The 17,815-nt window shown below is 64.1% G+C and carries 16 protein-coding genes; 15 read left to right on the forward strand and 1 reads right to left on the reverse strand.

The genetic code is table 11. The features are described from left to right. Window positions 1-9 precede the first annotated feature (9 nt). The 13 genes from V6Z91_RS01640 to V6Z91_RS01700 all read left to right on the forward strand — a co-directional run bounded on the left by V6Z91_RS01640 (window position 10) and on the right by V6Z91_RS01700 (window position 14,300). The gene (locus tag V6Z91_RS01640) at window positions 10-657 is read left to right on the forward strand and encodes a response regulator transcription factor (protein WP_338765768.1); all 648 of its coding nucleotides are present in this window, start codon (window positions 10-12) and stop codon (window positions 655-657) included. A gap of 137 nt (window positions 658-794) precedes the next feature. Next, window positions 795-2,372, forward strand: a complete 1,578-nt coding sequence (locus V6Z91_RS01645; RefSeq protein WP_338765770.1) for a GGDEF domain-containing protein — start codon at window positions 795-797, stop codon at window positions 2,370-2,372. Between the two features lie 20 nt (window positions 2,373-2,392). Further along, the gene (locus V6Z91_RS01650) at window positions 2,393-2,674 is read left to right on the forward strand and encodes a hypothetical protein (protein ID WP_338765772.1); all 282 of its coding nucleotides are present in this window, start codon (window positions 2,393-2,395) and stop codon (window positions 2,672-2,674) included. Then, the gene (locus tag V6Z91_RS01655) at window positions 2,625-4,079 is read left to right on the forward strand and encodes a flagellin (protein WP_338765774.1); all 1,455 of its coding nucleotides are present in this window, start codon (window positions 2,625-2,627) and stop codon (window positions 4,077-4,079) included. Before V6Z91_RS01650 ends, V6Z91_RS01655 begins: the two co-directional genes overlap by 50 nt. Before the next feature lie 312 nt (window positions 4,080-4,391). Further along, window positions 4,392-5,846 (forward strand): flagellin, encoded by a 1,455-nt coding sequence (locus tag V6Z91_RS01660; RefSeq protein WP_338765776.1) that lies wholly within the window; start codon window positions 4,392-4,394, stop codon window positions 5,844-5,846. A 479-nt stretch (window positions 5,847-6,325) separates the two neighbouring features. After that, window positions 6,326-7,780: a flagellin gene (locus V6Z91_RS01665; protein ID WP_338765779.1), complete on the forward strand. Its 1,455-nt coding sequence runs from the start codon at window positions 6,326-6,328 to the stop codon at window positions 7,778-7,780. A 112-nt stretch (window positions 7,781-7,892) separates the two neighbouring features. Next, window positions 7,893-8,261, forward strand: a complete 369-nt coding sequence (locus V6Z91_RS01670) for a flagellar protein FlaG (protein WP_338765782.1) — start codon at window positions 7,893-7,895, stop codon at window positions 8,259-8,261. Between the two features lie 174 nt (window positions 8,262-8,435). Then, window positions 8,436-11,090 (forward strand): flagellar filament capping protein FliD, encoded by a 2,655-nt coding sequence (gene fliD / locus V6Z91_RS01675; protein ID WP_338765785.1) that lies wholly within the window; start codon window positions 8,436-8,438, stop codon window positions 11,088-11,090. Window positions 11,091-11,115: 25 nt separating this feature from the next. After that, window positions 11,116-11,577 carry a flagellar export chaperone FliS gene (gene fliS, locus V6Z91_RS01680; RefSeq protein WP_338765787.1) on the forward strand — a complete coding sequence of 154 codons (462 nt, stop codon included), beginning with the start codon at window positions 11,116-11,118 and terminating at the stop codon, window positions 11,575-11,577. A gap of 31 nt (window positions 11,578-11,608) precedes the next feature. Continuing rightward, complete coding sequence (locus V6Z91_RS01685) at window positions 11,609-11,941, forward strand: flagellar protein FliT (RefSeq protein WP_338765789.1); 333 nt, start codon at window positions 11,609-11,611, stop codon at window positions 11,939-11,941. A 109-nt stretch (window positions 11,942-12,050) separates the two neighbouring features. Beyond that, window positions 12,051-13,196 carry a flagellar hook-length control protein FliK gene (locus tag V6Z91_RS01690; protein WP_338765790.1) on the forward strand — a complete coding sequence of 382 codons (1,146 nt, stop codon included), beginning with the start codon at window positions 12,051-12,053 and terminating at the stop codon, window positions 13,194-13,196. Continuing rightward, window positions 13,186-13,542, forward strand: coding sequence for an EscU/YscU/HrcU family type III secretion system export apparatus switch protein (locus V6Z91_RS01695; protein ID WP_338765793.1), 357 nt, complete (start codon window positions 13,186-13,188; stop codon window positions 13,540-13,542). Before V6Z91_RS01690 ends, V6Z91_RS01695 begins: the two co-directional genes overlap by 11 nt. Beyond that, the gene (locus V6Z91_RS01700; protein ID WP_338765795.1) at window positions 13,542-14,300 is read left to right on the forward strand and encodes a flagellar regulator YcgR PilZN domain-containing protein; all 759 of its coding nucleotides are present in this window, start codon (window positions 13,542-13,544) and stop codon (window positions 14,298-14,300) included. The genes V6Z91_RS01695 and V6Z91_RS01700 overlap by 1 nt, the downstream gene beginning before the upstream one ends. A gap of 191 nt (window positions 14,301-14,491) precedes the next feature. Here V6Z91_RS01700 and fliE read toward each other — a convergent pair whose 3' ends face one another. Next, window positions 14,492-14,833 carry a flagellar hook-basal body complex protein FliE gene (gene fliE, locus V6Z91_RS01705; RefSeq protein WP_338765797.1) on the reverse strand — a complete coding sequence of 114 codons (342 nt, stop codon included), beginning with the start codon at window positions 14,831-14,833 and terminating at the stop codon, window positions 14,492-14,494. 275 nt (window positions 14,834-15,108) lie between these two features. Between fliE and fliF the strand changes: the two genes are divergently transcribed. Both fliF and fliG read left to right on the forward strand, forming a co-directional pair. Continuing rightward, the gene (fliF, locus tag V6Z91_RS01710) at window positions 15,109-16,824 is read left to right on the forward strand and encodes a flagellar basal-body MS-ring/collar protein FliF (RefSeq protein WP_338765800.1); all 1,716 of its coding nucleotides are present in this window, start codon (window positions 15,109-15,111) and stop codon (window positions 16,822-16,824) included. Then, on the forward strand, window positions 16,817-17,815 hold the full coding sequence (fliG, locus tag V6Z91_RS01715; protein ID WP_338765802.1) for a flagellar motor switch protein FliG: 999 nt from the start codon (window positions 16,817-16,819) through the stop codon (window positions 17,813-17,815). The genes fliF and fliG overlap by 8 nt, the downstream gene beginning before the upstream one ends.

Genomic DNA, 17,815 nt, shown 5'->3' on the forward strand with positions numbered 1-17,815 from the left:
GCTCGCAACATGAGTGACAAGGCAGCCATCAAGGTCTTCATCGCCGACGATCATGCGATCGTGCGCGAGGGCCTGAAGCAGATCCTGGCCGACACGCGCGATATCGTGGTGGCCGGCGAGGCGGAAAACGGCAGCGACGCGTTGCGCCTGTTCCGCAAATCGGGCTGTCACGTGGTGCTGCTCGATATCTCGATGCCCGACCGCAGCGGCATCGAGGTGCTGAAACAGATCAAGAAGGAAAAACCGGAACTGGCCGTGCTGATGCTGTCGATGCACCGCGAAGACCAGTACGCGATCCGCTCGCTCAAGGCCGGCGCGGCGGGCTATCTCACCAAGCAAAGCGCGCCGAAGGAACTCGTCAACGCCATCCGCCAGGTCGCCGGCGGCATGAAATACATCAGCCCCGCGCTGGCCCAGGAACTGGCCAACCACGTGGGTGAAGACCATGAGGCGGCACCGCACGAAGCATTATCGGACCGCGAATACCAGACGCTCACGCTGATCGCCTCGGGCATGACGGTGGGCGCGATCGCCAAGGAGCTGTCGCTGTCGGTCAAGACCGTCAGCGAATACCGCTCGCGACTCCTGGTCAAGATGAAGCTGAAGAACAGCGCCGAGCTGACGCATTATGCGATCAAGAACGGCTTGATCGACTGACGATGCGCGGCATGAAATCGGGCAACTTCTGGTTCCGAAAATAAAGGATGTTAATGCCCCTTCTTCGTGCTTCGGCAAATCGCGTGTTGCCGTAACATGCATGTTAGTTGTTAATCCTTGTAAAGGCAGCACGCCAGATGTCGAGCAAACCCCCAAGTCCAGCGCAAGCGAACCCGGCTGAAATCGCACGGGAGGCGTTCCGCCGCCTCGCCGTGCGCCGCATCGCGCCGACACCGGACGCTTACCGGGACATCTACAACGAGATTGCCGGCATTCCCGCGCCGCCGCCCGTCGTGGCCATCCCGGCCGACCCGGGCCCTGAAAACGTGCTGAACCGGTTCGCCTCCCGGATGGCCGAGCAAGCCTCGGGCGAGCTGGCCGACTTCGGCCGCCGCTTCAACCGCGCCGTGAAGACGCGCGACTGGGATGCCTATGCCACCGCACTCTCGCAGCTGGCCGAGCGGCCCGTCAAGAAGGCCGGCGGCATCGAACTGGCACCCATGGACGAAGGCGAGCAGACGCGGCTGCTGCGCGACCTGCTCAGCCGCACGCTGACGCTCGCGGTAGCTTCGCTGCTGTCGAACGCGCCGGCGATGGCGGCGGAAGCCGAAGCGCTGGGCGCGGCGACGAAGGAGGCGCACACCGAGGCCGACCTGTCCGAGATCGCCGTGCGCCTGAAACAGCTGTGCTACCAGATCGAGCTGAAGCACGGCGACACGGCCGAGCAGCAGGAGTTGCTGCTGCGCCTGTTCCGCCTGCTGCTGGAAAACGTCAGCGAATTGCTCGACGACGATTCCTGGCTGCGCGGCCAGGTCGACGCGGTGCAGGCGCTGATCGCCGGCCCCCTCGACGTGCGCGCGCTGGAGGCGGCCACGCGCAGCCTGAAGGACGTGATCTTCAAGCAGAGCCAGCTCAAGCACAGCGTGGCGGACGTGAAGGCCACCGTGAAGAACATGGTGATGACCTTCATCGACCGCCTGGGCCAGGTGGCGGCCTCGACCGGCGACTTTTCTCAAAAAATCGGCGCCTACTCGGAAAAGATCAGCCACGCGAACGATATCACCGAGCTGAACCAGATCCTCGACGAAGTGCTGCACGAGACCCGCGTGGTGCAGAACGAGGCGCTGGCGGCGCGCGACAATATGGTGAATGCGCGGCAGGAAGTGCAGGAAGCGGAAGAACGCATCAAGGCGCTGGAAATGCAGTTGCAGCATATGAGCGAGCTGGTGCGCGAAGACCAGTTGACGGGCAGCCTGAATCGCCGCGGCCTCGACGATGTGTTCGAGCGCGAGACGGCCCGCGCGGACCGGCGCGGCACGCCGCTGTGCATCGCCGTGCTGGACCTGGACGATTTCAAGAAACTCAACGACACCTACGGCCACATCGCCGGCGACAGCGCGCTGAAGCACCTGGTCAAGGTGGTCAAGGACACGCTGCGCTCCATGGACGTGATCGCCCGCTTCGGCGGCGAGGAATTCCTGATCATGCTGCCGGAAACCACCGTCGACGCGGCCGTGGCCACGATGACGCGGCTGCAGCGCGAGCTGACCCGGCATTTCTTCATGCACGAGAACGAAAAACTCCTGATCACCTTCTCGGCCGGCGTGGCGTTGCGCCGCCAGGGCGAAGACCAGGCGGCCCTCGTCCGGCGCGCGGACCAGGCCATGTATGTGGCTAAACGTTCCGGCAAGAATCGCGTCGTTGTCGCCGACTGAACCCTGTTGCCACGTCCCTGATGAGCCCGGCCCGCCGGGCTTTTTCTTTTGCCAGCAAATTCGGCGAATTCCTGCTCAACAGTAAGCTTCGTACGTCGATTTCCAACAAATTCTTCAAAAAAAGGCCTAAAGCTTTCCGCACGGATACCGTTACCCAAAACAACAGCGGCTTGATCGTCACAAGAACAGCGTGGCGGGCCAAAGTGGACAGAGCAAATCGCCGGATCAGCAGTACAGTTTTGGAGAGTCATCATGGCATCGGTCATCAACACCAACATCGCTTCCCTGAATTCGCAACGTAACCTGACCGGCTCGCAAGGCGCCCTGTCGACCTCGCTGCAACGCCTGTCGTCCGGCCTGCGCATCAACAGCGCCAAAGACGACGCCGCCGGCCTGGCGATCTCGGACCGCATGAACTCCCAAATCCGCGGCATGACGCAAGCGACCCGCAACGCCAATGACGGCGTGTCGATGGCGCAGACCGCGGAAGGCGCACTGTCCTCCTCCGGCGACATCCTGCAGCGTATCCGCGAACTGGCCGTCCAGTCGTCCAACGCATCGAACTCCGCATCGGACCGCAAGGCCCTGCAGACCGAAGTGACCCAGCTGTCCTCGGAACTGAACCGTATTGCGCAAACGACCTCGTTCAACGGCCAGACCCTGCTCGACGGTTCGATGGGTACCGCGCACTACCAGGTCGGCGCCGACGCCAACCAGCTGATCTCGGCTTCGGGCACGAACTTCCTGACCAGCACCTACGGCAACAACAACCTGGCGACCGATGCCCCCGCGGCGACCTCGGCTTCCAGTGTGGCCAGCTCGGGTACGCTGGACGTGTCGGGCGTGCGAGGCAGCGCCACCCAGATCACCACGACCAGTGCCGATACCGCGCAGACGATCGCCGCCAAGGTGAACGCGCAGACGGCCAACACCGGCGTGACCGCCACGGCGCAGACCGAAGTGATGCTGAAGATGAGCGGCAACGAGGACTTCTCGTTCGAACTGAAGGGCGACAACACGACCGACGCCGTGAAGGTGAACTTCAGCGTTTCCGGCACCGGTGACACCGCTTCGGACTACGCCGCGGGCATCAACGCCATCAACGCGCAGTCGGCCAAGACCGGCATCACGGCCGAATACGATGCCGTCAACAAGGGCTTGAAGCTGACGCACGCCACCGGCGCGAACATCGACCTGAAGAACACCCGTGCCACGGCCAACACGACCTTCGATGCCCGCACGTACCAGGCCGGTGGCGGCCTGACCGCGGCGAACGACATGAAGGCGAACAACGCCACCACGATCGCCAACGGCCAGATCACCTACGACTCGGAAGGCGCCTTCAAGGTGACCGATGCTTCCGGCCTGTCGAGCAGCGGCACGTCGGCACTGAAGTCGGTCGCTTCGCTGGACATCTCCGACTTCAAGGGTGCGCAGGCAGCGATCAAGATCGCCGACGCGGCACTGGCAACCGTGAACACCCAGCGCGCCGCCTACGGTGCACTGCAATCGCGCTTCGCCTCGGCGATCTCGAACCTGTCGACCACGACGGAAAACCTGTCGGCATCGAAGAGCCGCATCGTCGATACCGATTTCGCCGCGGAAACGGCTTCGATGACCCGTGGCCAGATCCTCCAGCAGGCCGGTACCGCCATGCTGGCGCAGGCAAACCAGCTGCCGAATGGCGTGATGAGCCTGCTGCGTTAATCCCGTCTTGATGCAAGAACAAGATCCCCGGCCATGGCCGGGGATTTTTTTTGCCCTTCAAAATGTCGAAATGAGGGCAAAACACCCCTCAATTCCTCGCTAAAGGTTCGCCGAAAACCGCCGACAGGACGCGCGCTCCGGCACAACTTGAGGGTCCGTGCCTGAATTTTTCCCTCGGAAAGCAGGCTAAAGCTTTCCGTATGGATACCGTTACCCAAAACAACAGCGGCTTGATCGTCACAAGAACAGCGTGGCGGGCCAAAGTGGACAGAGCAAATCGCCGGATCAGCAGTACAGTTTTGGAGAGTCATCATGGCATCGGTCATCAACACCAACATCGCTTCCCTGAATTCGCAACGTAACCTGTCGGGCTCGCAAGGCGCCCTGTCGACCTCGCTGCAACGCCTGTCGTCCGGCCTGCGCATCAACAGCGCCAAAGACGACGCCGCCGGCCTGGCGATCTCGGACCGCATGAACTCCCAAATCCGCGGCATGACGCAAGCGACCCGCAACGCCAATGACGGCGTGTCGATGGCGCAGACCGCGGAAGGCGCACTGTCCTCCTCCGGCGACATCCTGCAGCGTATCCGCGAACTGGCCGTCCAGTCGTCCAACGCATCGAACTCCGCATCGGACCGCAAGGCCCTGCAGACCGAAGTGACCCAGCTGTCCTCGGAACTGAACCGTATTGCGCAAACGACCTCGTTCAACGGCCAGACCCTGCTCGACGGTTCGATGGGCACCGCGCACTACCAGGTCGGCGCCGACGCCAACCAGCTGATCTCGGCTTCGGGCACGAACTTCCTGACCAGCACCTACGGCAACAACAACCTGGCGACCGATGCCCCCGCGGCGACCTCGGCTTCCAGTGTGGCCAGCTCGGGTACGCTGGACGTGTCGGGCGTGCGAGGCAGCGCCACCCAGATCACCACGACCAGTGCCGATACCGCGCAGACGATCGCCGCCAAGGTGAACGCGCAGACGGCCAACACCGGCGTGACCGCCACGGCGCAGACCGAAGTGATGCTGAAGATGAGCGGCAACGAGGACTTCTCGTTCGAACTGAAGGGCGACAACACGACCGACGCCGTGAAGGTGAACTTCAGCGTTTCCGGCACCGGTGACACCGCTTCGGACTACGCCGCGGGCATCAACGCCATCAACGCGCAGTCGGCCAAGACCGGCATCACGGCCGAATACGATGCCGTCAACAAGGGCTTGAAGCTGACGCACGCTACCGGCGCGAACATCGACCTGAAGAACACCCGTGCCACGGCCAACACGACCTTCGATGCCCGCACGTACCAGGCCGGTGGCGGCCTGACCGCGGCGAACGACATGAAGGCGAACAACGCCACCACGATCGCCAACGGCCAGATCACCTACGACTCGGAAGGCGCCTTCAAGGTGACCGATGCTTCCGGCCTGTCGAGCAGCGGCACGTCGGCACTGAAGTCGGTCGCTTCGCTGGACATCTCCGACTTCAAGGGTGCGCTGGCAGCGATCAAGATCGCCGACGCGGCACTGGCAACCGTGAACACCCAGCGCGCCGCCTACGGTGCACTGCAATCGCGCTTCGCCTCGGCGATCTCGAACCTGTCGACCACGACGGAAAACCTGTCGGCATCGAAGAGCCGCATCGTCGATACCGATTTCGCCGCGGAAACGGCTTCGATGACCCGTGGCCAGATCCTCCAGCAGGCCGGTACCGCCATGCTGGCACAGGCAAACCAGCTGCCGAACGGCGTGATGAGCCTGCTGCGCTAATCAGCACATCCATAATCCCTCGACATCCCCGGCTGGGCAACCAGCCGGGGATTTTTCTTTGGCGCTGTTCGCCAATGCTTGGGGAACAGCGCTTTTTCTTTGGCGCTGCCACGCGCCCGGGCGGGAGGCTGGATCGTTCGCCCGTCGCCAGGGCGCAGGGGCGCCTGAGGCCGATGGCTTGGCGAAACTTCCACAATCCTGGGTGACAGCGCGTCGGCGCAAGACCGGCCGCGCACGACCGGCGCCGAAAATATATCTCCTATTCACCCCTCAAGTTTATTGCTGAGTAGTCGTGTAAGCGCACCTCCGGCCGGAAACTTTAGCCTTAGAAAAAATAATTTCCTCACGAAAATATCCTCAAGGTTCCCGTACGGAAACCGTAATTTGACTCAACAGCGGCTTGATCGTCACAGGAACAGCGTGGCGGGCCAAAGTGGAAGAGCAAATGCCGAATTGAAGTACCTGTCTGGAGTAATGCCATGGCTTCCCCAATCAACACCAACGTCGCATCCCTGAACTCGCAGCGCAACCTGTCGCAATCGCAGTCTGCCCTGTCCACCTCGCTGCAGCGCCTGTCGTCCGGCCTGCGTATCAACAGCGCGAAAGACGACGCCGCAGGCCTCGCGATCTCCGATCGTATGAGCTCGCAGATCCGCGGCATGACGCAAGCGACCCGCAATGCCAATGACGGCGTGTCGATGGCGCAGACTGCCGAAGGCGCACTGTCCTCCTCCGGCGACATCCTGCAGCGTATCCGCGAACTGGCTGTCCAGTCGTCGAACGCCTCGAACTCCGCATCGGACCGCAAGGCCCTGCAGACCGAAGTGACGCAGCTGTCGTCTGAACTGAACCGTATCGCGCAAACCACGTCGTTCAACGGCCAGAACCTGCTCGATGGCTCGATGGGGACCGCGAAATTCCAGGTCGGCGCCGATGCCAACCAGCTGATCACGTCCACCGGTTCGAACTTCCTGACCAGCACCTACGGCAACAACAACCTGGCGACCGATGCCGCCGCGGCGACCTCGACTTCCAGCGTGGCCAGCTCCGGTACGGTGGACGTGTCGGGCGTGCGCGGCAGTGCTACCCAGATCACCACGACCAGTGCCGATACCGCGCAGACGATCGCCGCCAAGGTGAACGCGCAGACGGCCAACACCGGCGTGACCGCGTCGGCGAAAACCGAAGTGCTGGTCAAAATGAGCGGCAACGAAGACTTCTCGTTCGAACTGAAGGGCGACAACACGACCGACGCCGTGAAGATCAACTTCAGCGTGGCCGGCACCGGCGACACCGCTTCCGACTACGCCGCGGGCATTAACGCCATCAACGCGCAGGCGGCCAAGACCGGCGTCACGGCCGAATACGATGCCACCAACAAAGGCATCAAGCTGACGCACGCCACCGGCGCCAACATCGACCTGAAGAACACGCGCGCCACGGCCAACACGACCTTCGATGCACGTACGTACCAGGCCGGTGGCGGCCTGACCGCGGCGAACGACATGAAGGCGAACAATGCCTCGACGATCGCCAACGGCACGATCACCTATGACTCGGAAGGCGCCTTCAAGGTGACCGACGCGTCCGGCCTGTCGAGCAGCGGCACGTCGAGCCTGAAGTCCGTCGCATCGCTGGACATCTCCGACTTCAAGGGTGCCCAGGCAGCGATCAAGATCGCCGACGCGGCACTGGCAACCGTGAACACCCAGCGCGCCGCCTTCGGTGCACTGCAGTCGCGTTTTGCCTCGGCAATCTCGAACCTGTCGACCACGACGGAGAACCTGTCGGCATCGAAGAGCCGTATCGTCGATACCGACTTCGCCGCGGAAACGGCCGCCATGACGCGTGGCCAGATCCTGCAGCAGGCCGGTACCGCCATGCTGGCCCAGGCGAACTCGCTGCCGAACGGCGTGATGAGCCTCCTGCGCTAATCGCTTCGACGCGTGACCCGGCCGGCTTTGCGCCGGCCGATCACGGATCGTATTTTGCGGTTCCCCGCCTGGTTTTGCCGGTCGGGGAATTTTTGCCATTTCAGGAGCCATCATGACAATCGACAAGCTCGGCACTTTCTCAGCCCGGCCGGAGCGTGTTCTCGCCGCCGAAAATGCCACCGTGTCCGTCGCGCGGCCGCTCGTCGCCGCCAAACCGGCGGCGGAAACGAAACCAGCGACGGCAGGCGCGCCGGACAGCACGCCGAAAGACGAATTGGCCGCCGCGGTAAGCAAGCTCAACGAGTCGGTGCACGAGCAAAGCATCAGCTTCGAGATCGACGAGGAGAGCAAGCGCACCATCGTCAAGGTCATCGATACCCACACCAAGGAAGTGGTGCGGCAGATGCCCACCGAGGAAGCGCTGCAGATCGCCAAGTCGCTCGACAAGGCCTTCGGCCTGCTGATCCGCCAGCAAGCCTGACGCCGCCCGCGCCCGTATCGAACTACCTGGAGCCGACCCTACCCGGGCGTCGGCTCCGCCCGCTTTCGGCTACCATCGGTTCCATCGCCGAAACTGGGTGTTATTTCCCCCTCTCAAGTCTCGTTTGATTCTGCCGATAATGACCTACATTATCGCTTTCTCAGGAGCAAAGCCGTGGCAACCATCACCACTACCGGCAGCGTGCTGGACGTCAACAGCATCGTCTCCCAGTTGATGACCGTCGAGCAGCAACCGCTGGCCAAGTACGACCAAAAGACCGCCTCGTACCAGGCCACGCTGTCGGCCTACGGTTCGCTGTCGGGTGCCGTGGGCGCCTTCCAGACCGCGCTCGGCGGGCTGACCAAGGCCACCGACTTCAACGCGCTCAGCGCCACGCCAGGCAACAAGGACATCTTTTCCGCATCGGCTTCGTCCAAGGCCGTCGCCGGCAACTACAAGGTCAACGTGACGCAGCTGGCGCAGGCGCAGACGCTGACCACGGCCGGCATCGCCAGCAACAAGTCGGCGATCGGCCTGGGCGGCAAGACCACCCTTTCCTTCCAGTTCGGCAGTGTCAGCGGCGGCTTCGGCCTGCCCGGCACGAAGCTCGCCAGCAATATCGCCGCGAGCGGCATCAGCAACGGCTCGCTGACGATCAACGGCACGGCCATTGCCACCGACAGCACCACCACCAGCGCGCGCGCGCTGGCCGAGGCCATCAATGCGAAAAGCACGACGACCGGCGTGACGGCCACCGCCACGGCGACGACGAGCGATGCTGCCCTGTTCGGCGGCTTCGGCGATGTGTCCACGGCAGGCGGCGGCACCTATGCGCTGAAAGTCGGCGGCGTGGAAATCGGCGCGCAAGCGGCGGGCGCGGCGGCCGGTGCCGGCGTCACGGCGGCATCGATCGACGCGGCGCTCGCCGGGCCGTCGACCGTGCTCACGGCACTGACCAACGCCGGCATCTCCTTCAGCGGCAGCGCGGCGGGCGGCGACCTGAAATTTTCCCGCGCCGATGGCGCCAACCTCCAGATCGAGGAAGTGGTGTCGGGCGGCGTGACGGGCGGCATCGGCAAGAGCGCCGCGCAAGCCAACGTGGGGTCCAGCGTGACGGCGGTCAGCGGCATTTCGCTCAGTTCGACGACGGCGAGCCCGATCACGGTCGCCGGCAGCAACCCTGCCGCCGCCGGCCTGACGGCCGGCACCGGCGGCACCTACCTGGGCGGCGGGTTCACCCAGGATGCCAACATCGCCTCCGGCACCGTGACGATCGATTCCACCAACAATTCGCTGGAAGGCATTCGCGACGCCGTCAACAAGGCCAATATCGGCGTCACCGCGACCATCGTGTCGGACGGCAGCGACAAGCCGTATCACCTGGTGTTCACGTCGAACGCCACCGGTGCGAACGCGTCGATGAAGATTTCGCTGTCCGGCACGGACACCGATCCGCCCGATGCCGCGCTGGCCGACCTGCTGGGCTACGATCCGGGCGGCGCGCAGAAGATGACCCAGACTTCCGCCGCGCAGGATACCAAGCTGACCGTCAACGGCATCGCCGTCACGAGCAAGTCGAACAATGTGGGCGAAGCGATCCAGGGCGTTACGCTGACCGTCACCCAGACCGGGTCGAGCACGCTCGCCGTCAGCCGCAATACCTCGCAGGTGAAGACCAATGTGGAAGCGTTCGTCAAGGCCTACAACGACCTAAACGGCACGTTGAAGAAGCTGACCGGCTACAACTCGGAAACCAAGGCGGCCGGCGCCCTGCAGGGCGATGCCACCGCGACGTCGATCCAGTCGCAGATCCGGCGCATGATGACGTCCAACATCACCGGCCTGACGGGCGCATTCAGCAACCTGGGCCAGGTGGGCATCAGCTTTGCCAAGGATGGCACGCTGTCGCTCGACTCGAGCAAGTTCCAGAAGGCGATCGACAAGAACTTCGCCGATATCGGCGCCCTGTTCGGCGCGGTCGGCAACACCACCGACAACCTGGTGTCGTTCTCGTCGTCCACGGCCGCCACGAAGCCGGGCACGTACGACCTGTCGATCACCCAGATGGCTTCCCAAGGCTCGCTGACGAGCGGCGCGGCAGTACCTGCCAGCACGACCATCGCCGCCAACACGACGTGGGCCGTTACGCTGAACGACACGACGCCGAGCGACAGCAAGAACACGGCGACGGTGACGATCCCGGCCGGCACCTACACGCCGGCCGAGCTGGCCAAGGTGATCCAGTCGTCGATCAATGGCATATCGACGTTCTCGAACGATGGCAAGTCCGTCACCGCATCGATCGACAGCAACGGCAAGCTCGTCGTCGCGTCGGCGAAGTACGGCTCCCTGTCGAATATTTCGCTGAGCTCCACCAGCGGCACGACGGTGGACAGCCTGTTCGGCGGCGCTGCGGCGGTCGCGGGCGTGGACGTGGCCGGCACGCTGGGCGGCCATCCGGTGGTCGGCTCGGGTCAGACGATGACCGGCCTGGCCGGTACCGATGTCGAGGGCCTGAAGATCGACATTACCGGCGGCACCACCGGCCCGCGCGGCACGGTCAGTTTCTCGCAAGGCTATGCTTACCAGCTGAACAACCTTGCCACGACCATGCTGGGCAAGACCGGCCAGATCACCAGCCGCACGGATGGCATCAACAAATCGATCAAGGACGTGGAAAAGCAGCGCGACGCGTTCTCGGACAAGCTGGCCGGCATCGAAGCCCGCTACCGCAAGCAGTACAGCGCGTTGGACGTCATGCTGGCAAACATGCAGACCACGTCCAGTTACCTGACCCAGCAATTGGCGGCCCTGTCCTCCAATATGTGAAGCAACAAGAAGCAAGGAGAGAACCATGTTCGGAAGTCCTCAACGCGGCGTCAACGCCTATGCCAAGGTCGGCCTGGAGACGGGTGTCGCCGCGGCCTCGCCGCACAAGCTGATCGTGATGCTGTACGACGGCGCGATCGTCGCGCTGATCAATGCCGCCAACCACATGAAGGCCGGCAATATCGAAGGGAAAGGCAAGGCGATTTCGCATGCCATCCAGATCATCGACAATGGCTTGAAGGCCAGCCTGGACAAGGAAGTGGGCGGCGAAATCGCGCGAAACCTGGACGCGCTGTATGAATACATGAGCGCCCGCCTGCTGACCGCGAACCTGCAGAACCAGGTTGAAATCCTGGACGAGGTGCGCGGCCTGTTGACGGACCTGCGCGAGACGTGGAAGCAGATCGGCGACGAAGTGCCTGCCGCGCCGGCGGGCGGCGCGCCCGTCGCCAATCACAAGCAATTCCCCGCTTTTTCCGGCTACTGATTCCGGCTACTGAGACAGGCAAGAACCTTCGATGACGATGACCAATCACGACGTGCTGTCGGTGTACGCGGCGATGGGCGAGCTGACCAGCCAGATGGTGGCCGCCGCCAATGCTTCCGACTGGGAGCACCTGCAGGACCTGGAACAGCGCATGAACGCGCACGTGGCGGTGCTCAAGGCCACGGAAGGCATGGTGCGCCTGGAAGGCGAGCAGCGCACGCGCAAGGCCACGCTGATCAAGCAGATGCTGGACGACGACCGCAAGGTGCGCGACCTGATCACGCCGTGGATGGCGCAACTGGCGAAACTGATCAACAGTACCGGCACCGAGCGGCGCCTCGCCAATGCTTACGGCGGCGTTTGAGCCGCCTTGCCTTGACGGCGTTGCATCCAAGCGGCATTGCATGCAGCGCATTTCATGAACCGCATTTCATGAACCGCATTTCATGAACATTATCGGGAGAACCTGAGCAGTGCAGACGCGGCTCGATTCGGCCGGGCTGCGGCCCCTCGTGCCGGGCGGCGGCCAGGCGGTCGCCGATCCGCGGCAAGCCGCGTTCCAGCGGAACCTGGCGCCGATGGTCGGCAAGACCGTGGCGGGCGAGGTGCTGGCGAAGATCCCGGACGGCAGCTACCTGGTGCGCGTGGCCGATACCAACGCGCGCATGATGCTGCCCGGCGGCACCCAGGTCGGCGCGCAGGTCGCCCTGAACGTGGTGGCCGCGCACCCCCGCCCCCTGCTGCAGGTGGGCACTGAACAGGCCCAGCTGGCTACCGTGTACACCGCGCCCGGCGAAACGGGCGCAGCGCAAACCCGGCCGATGAGCTCGGCCGCGGTACTGCTCAACAAGGCGCCGCTGGTTCCCGCCGACCAGCTCCCCACCCTCGACCATACTTCCGCCCAGGCCACGCTGAGCCCGGCCGCGCGCGCCATCGCCAGCGCGCTGACGCAGGCTTACACGGCCCCCGGCGCACCGGTTGTCATCCATGGCAAGCAGGCGCTGGTCGCTGCCGGCGTGCCCGATCCCGGCCGCCTGGAAGGCGCGCTGAAAAACGTGCTGGGCGAATCGGGACTGTTCTACGAGTCGCATGTGGCCGAATGGGCCGAAGGCAAGCGCAGCCTGCAGGAACTGGCGCGCGAGCCGCAGATGCAGCGCATGATGCAGGGCGCCACCTCCGACGCGATGGCGCGCGCGATGGGAGGGCCCGACCTTTCGGCCGCGCACATGATCAACCTGCAACTGCACGCGCAGGAACAGGGCAAGGTGCAGTGGCACGGCGAGGCATGGCCGGGCCAGCGCATGCAGTGGGAAGTGGAGCGCGAGGAGAACGAGGGGCGCTCGCGCGGCCGCGGCGAAGCGGAGGAGCAGCCGGTCTGGCGGAGCGGCGTACGCTTCCACCTGCCGCTGCTGGGCAAGGTGGCTGCCAGCGTCACGCTGGTGGGCGATCAGGTGCACCTGACGATGCAGTCCGATTCCGACGATACCGCCGCCGAGTTGCGCGCCTGGTCCGGCGAATTGCAGCGCGCGCTGGACGCGGCGGGCTTGCCGCTGTCGACCCTGTCGATCGGTGCGGAGGCGCCGGCGGCGCCCGCGAAAGGCGACAGCGATGCGTCGTGACGATCCGCCCAAGCGCCCACTGCAGAGCGCCGTCGCGCTCGCCTACAAGAACGGCGAGGGGGCGCCGAAGGTCGTCGCCAAGGGCCGCGGCCTGGTGGCCGAGCAGATCATCGCCGTGGCAGCCGAGGCCGGCGTGTACGTGCACGAGTCGAAGGAACTCGTGTCGCTGCTGATGGATATCGACCTCGACCGGCAAATCCCGCCGGCGCTCTACCGTGTCATTGCGGAACTATTGGCCTGGCTTTATCATATCGAGGCGGCAAAAAAATCCGGCACGGCGCCACCGCCAGCCCCCGATACCGAAGCCGCCCTCCCCCCTTCCACATCTACCTCTGGCGAACCCTGATGCAACCCTTCATTGCGGACACGGATACCGAAAACTGGCACGATTTCGAGGTAGGATCGCGCCGGGAAGTCATCGCGCTGCTGCGCGCGATCTCCGACAAGAAACAGGAAGTACGCGTGGCCGCGCGCGACGGCGGCGCCGTCTACACCACCGCGATCCTGGCCGTCGACGGCGATGCCGACACGGTGCTGATCGACCGCCCGCTCGATCCCGATTACGAGCGGGCCCTGCTCTCGGGCGACGTATCGTTCGAAACGTCCCTCGACAAGATCCGCATCTTCTTCGGCAGCGACAGCCTGCACCCTTCCCTGCACGACGGCAAGCCGGCGCTGAAAATGGCCGTGCCGGCCAGCCTGATCCGCCTGCAACGGCGCGAGTACTACCGCATGGCCACGCCGCTGACGAACCCCGTGCGCGTCTCGATCCCGTTGCCGCCCGAGCTGGGCGGCGGCGTGGGCGTGTTCCCCCTGGCCGACATCAGCGTGGGCGGCATCGCCATCCTCGACAACCAGTTCGTGCTGGGCGATACGATCGGCCGCGACTACGCCGAGTGCCGTATCGAACTGCCAGACCTGGGCAATATCACGACGAACCTGCAGATCCGCAACATGCTCGACATGACGCTGCTGAACAACAAGCCGAACCGGCGGCTGGGCTGCCAGTTCATCGACATGGGGCGCGGCGCCGCCGCGGCCGTGCAGCGCTATATCACGAAGCTGGAGCGGGAGAGGAATGCCCGGATCAACGGGATTGGATGATCGCTGTAGCTGTTGAGGCGTATGCGGTTGGCTCGGCTAGGAAGTGGCCTGGAAGATTGCCTCGGCAGAAAACCGGTGTCCGACACCGCAAGGGTGTCCGACACCAATAAATCGACGCCGCGGACTGCGAATCCGCTGGTGTCGAACATCTTTTCCTGCGGAAAAGGTGTTCGACACCGGTCTTCTTCCGCTTACACCTGCATGTTCATGATGTCCGTATAAGCCTGTACCAGCTTGTTGCGCACCTGCACGGTGGCCTGGAAGTTGATGCTGGCCTTCTGCATCTGGATCATCACGTCGGACAGGTTCACCGAATCGTCGCCCAGCTGGAATTGCCGCGACATGGCCTGCGCCTTGTTCTGGCTTTCCGCCACGCTGTCCAGCGCTCCCTTCAGGGCATTGGAAAAGTCGACCTTCGCGGCCGGCTGCTCGGTCTGGATCGCCGGCGGCGTGGCCTGCGGGCGCGTTGCTGCCGCCTTCAGCTGGGCGATCATGGACTGGATCTGGCTGCTGTCGATACCGCCTGTGCGCATGGTGGACTCCGCTCGGTTGGTGCACTGTTGCTGTAGCGGAACAAAACCAGGCAAAACGATGGTTGCCGCGCTACAATACCTAAAGGATCCAGCGCAGGGGCCGGATGCTTTTTCTACCCTCGCAGAATATCAGCCAGGACCGCCAGCGGCGGCGGCGAGCAGGCCCCGAAACGGCCCTCTTTTCCACGGATCGATGAACAGGCCGCGAACCGATAATGTGGTACATGCCCGCTGAGTCCGGGCCGCCGATATCCAACGTTCCCGGAAATACATCCATGGCCGCAGCCGCCGAACAACTCGACCTCGACGCCCCCGCCGCCGGCGACGCGCGTCCCCCGTTCTACAAGACCCCGCTCGGAAAGAACATCATCCGCGGCGGCGCCGTGGCCGCCGTGATCGCGGTGATCGCCATGATCTGGCTGTGGCAGAGCCAGCCGGAATACCGCGTGCTGTTCGCCAATTATTCCGACCGCGACGGCGGCGCCATCACGGCCGCGCTGGACCAGATGCAAGTGCCGTACAAGTTCAGCGAAGGCGGCAATGCGATCCTGATTCCGGAAGAGCAAGTGGCCGCCACGCGCCTGCGCCTGGCGTCCCAGGGCTTGCCGAAAGGCGGCAACGTGGGCTTCGAGCTGATGGAAAACCAGAAGCTCGGCATCTCGCAGTTCCTGGAACAGGTGAACTACCAGCGCGCGCTGGAAGGCGAGCTGGCCAAGTCCGTGGAATCGCTGGGCAGCGTGCAGGCGGCCCGCGTGCACCTGGCCATGCCGAAGCCTTCCGTGTTCGTGCGCGAGCAGCAGCACCCCACCGCTTCCGTGGTGCTGACCCTGCACCCGAACCGCTCGATCGATCCGGGCCAGGTGAGCGCCATCGTGCACCTCGTCGCCTCCAGCGTGCCGGACCTGACGCCGGCCAACGTGACCGTCGTCGACCAGCAGGGCAACCTGCTGTCGAACCAGAACAAGGACAGCAATACGGCGATCAAGAGCCTCGATGCGACGCAGCTGAAGTACGTGCAGGAATTGCAGAAGCAGATCATCAAGCAGGTCGAGAACATCGTCAAACCGATCGTCGGCGAAGACAATGTGCGCGCAGAGGCCGTGGCCGACGTGGACTTTTCCGCCGTCGAGCAGGCCGCCGAATCGTACAAGCCGAACTCGGCGCCGGCGCCGTCGGCGATCCGCAGCCAGCAGAGCAGCGAGACGACGGGCAACCCGAACGCCAACCCGAACGGCGTGCCGGGTGCCCTGTCCAACCAGCCGCCCGGCACGGCCACCGCCCCGCTGGAAACCACGCCGCCCGGCGAGGCAGCGCCGCCCGGCGTGGTCGGCGCGGGCGCACCCGGCACCCTGCCCGGCCACAAGGAATCGACGACCAACTACGAGGTCGACAAGACGGTGCGCTACGAGCAGAAAGCCATCGCCGGCCTGAAGCGCATGACGGTGGGCGTGGTGGTCAACTACCGCCGCATCGTCGACGCGAACGGCAAGGTAACCGTGCGCCCGCTGTCCGCCGAGGAAATGGCGAAGATCAACAGCCTGGTGCGCGAAGCGATGGGCTACAACCAGGACCGCGGCGACTCGGTGAGCGTGGCGAACGTGCCGTTCGACGGCATCGACAAGCCGGCCGCGCCCGCGCTCGACTGGTGGCGCGACCCAGCGAACCTGCCGCTGGCGGCCGAGATCGCCAAGTTCCTGATCGTGGCGCTGATCCTGCTGTACATCCTGCTGCGCGTGGTGCGCCCGATGATGCGCCCCGTGTTCAAGAAGATCGACGAAATCAACGCGCCCGAGCCCGAACCGGAGGAAGAAATCGTCGCGGAACCGGCCGGCCCGACGGAAGAGGAAATCCGCGCCCAGGAACTGGCCGCGCTGGAAGAAACCACGGCACGGACTTACCGCGACAACCTGGCACTGGCCAAGAAACTGGCCAACGAAGACCCACGGATCGTCGCCAACGTGATCAAAGCATGGATAGGCAACAATGACTGAAAATACCGGGCTGCAAAAGGCAGCCATCCTGATGCTGGCAATGGGCGAAGCCGAAGCGGCGGAAGTGATGAAATTCCTGGGCCCGCGCGAGGTGCTGAAGCTGGGCGCGGCGATGGCCACGATGAAGAACGTGCCGCACGAGCAGGTGGTCGACGTGCTGGACGGCTTTCGCGACGAGGTGGCCGCCGCTTCCACCGTGGGCCTGGACTCGGACGAATACATCCGCCAGGTGCTGACCAAGGCGCTGGGCGACGACAAGGCGTCCGTATTGCTGTCGCGCATCCTGGGCGGCAAGGACGCTTCCGGCATCGAAAGCCTGAAGTGGATGGACTCGCAATCCGTGGCCGAGCTCATCCGCAACGAGCACCCGCAGATCATCGCGACTATCCTCGTGCACCTGGAGCGCGACCAGGCTTGCGAAATTCTGGGACACTTTACAGACCGCTTGCGCAATGACGTGGTGTTGCGCATCGCCACGCTGGACGGCGTGCAGCCAGCCGCCCTGCGCGAGCTGAACGACGTGCTGACCAAGCTGCTCTCGGGTAACGAGAACATCAAGAAGTCCACGCTGGGCGGGGTGCGCACCGCGGCCGAGATCTTGAACTTCATGAGCGGGGAGCAGGAAAACTCCGTCATGGAAAACATCAAGAACTACGACAACGACATGGCGCAGAAGATCATGGACGAGATGTTCGTGTTCGACAATTTGATCGACATCGACGACCGCGGCATCCAGCTGCTGCTGCGCGAAGTGCAGTCGGAAATGCTGATCATCGCGCTGAAGGGCGCCTCGCAGGAATTGCGCGAGAAGATCTTCAAGAACATGTCGGCGCGCGCCAGCGAGATGATGCGCGAGGACCTGGAATCGAAGGGGCCGGTGCGGCTATCGGAGGTGGAAACGCAGCAGAAGGGCATCCTGCAGATCGTGCGGCGCCTGGCCGACGAGGGACAGATCGTCCTGGGCGGCAAGGGAGAGGATTCGTTCGTCTAA

It is taken from the genome of Massilia sp. METH4 (genome assembly GCF_037094685.1).
Classification (GTDB): domain Bacteria; phylum Pseudomonadota; class Gammaproteobacteria; order Burkholderiales; family Burkholderiaceae_D; genus Rugamonas.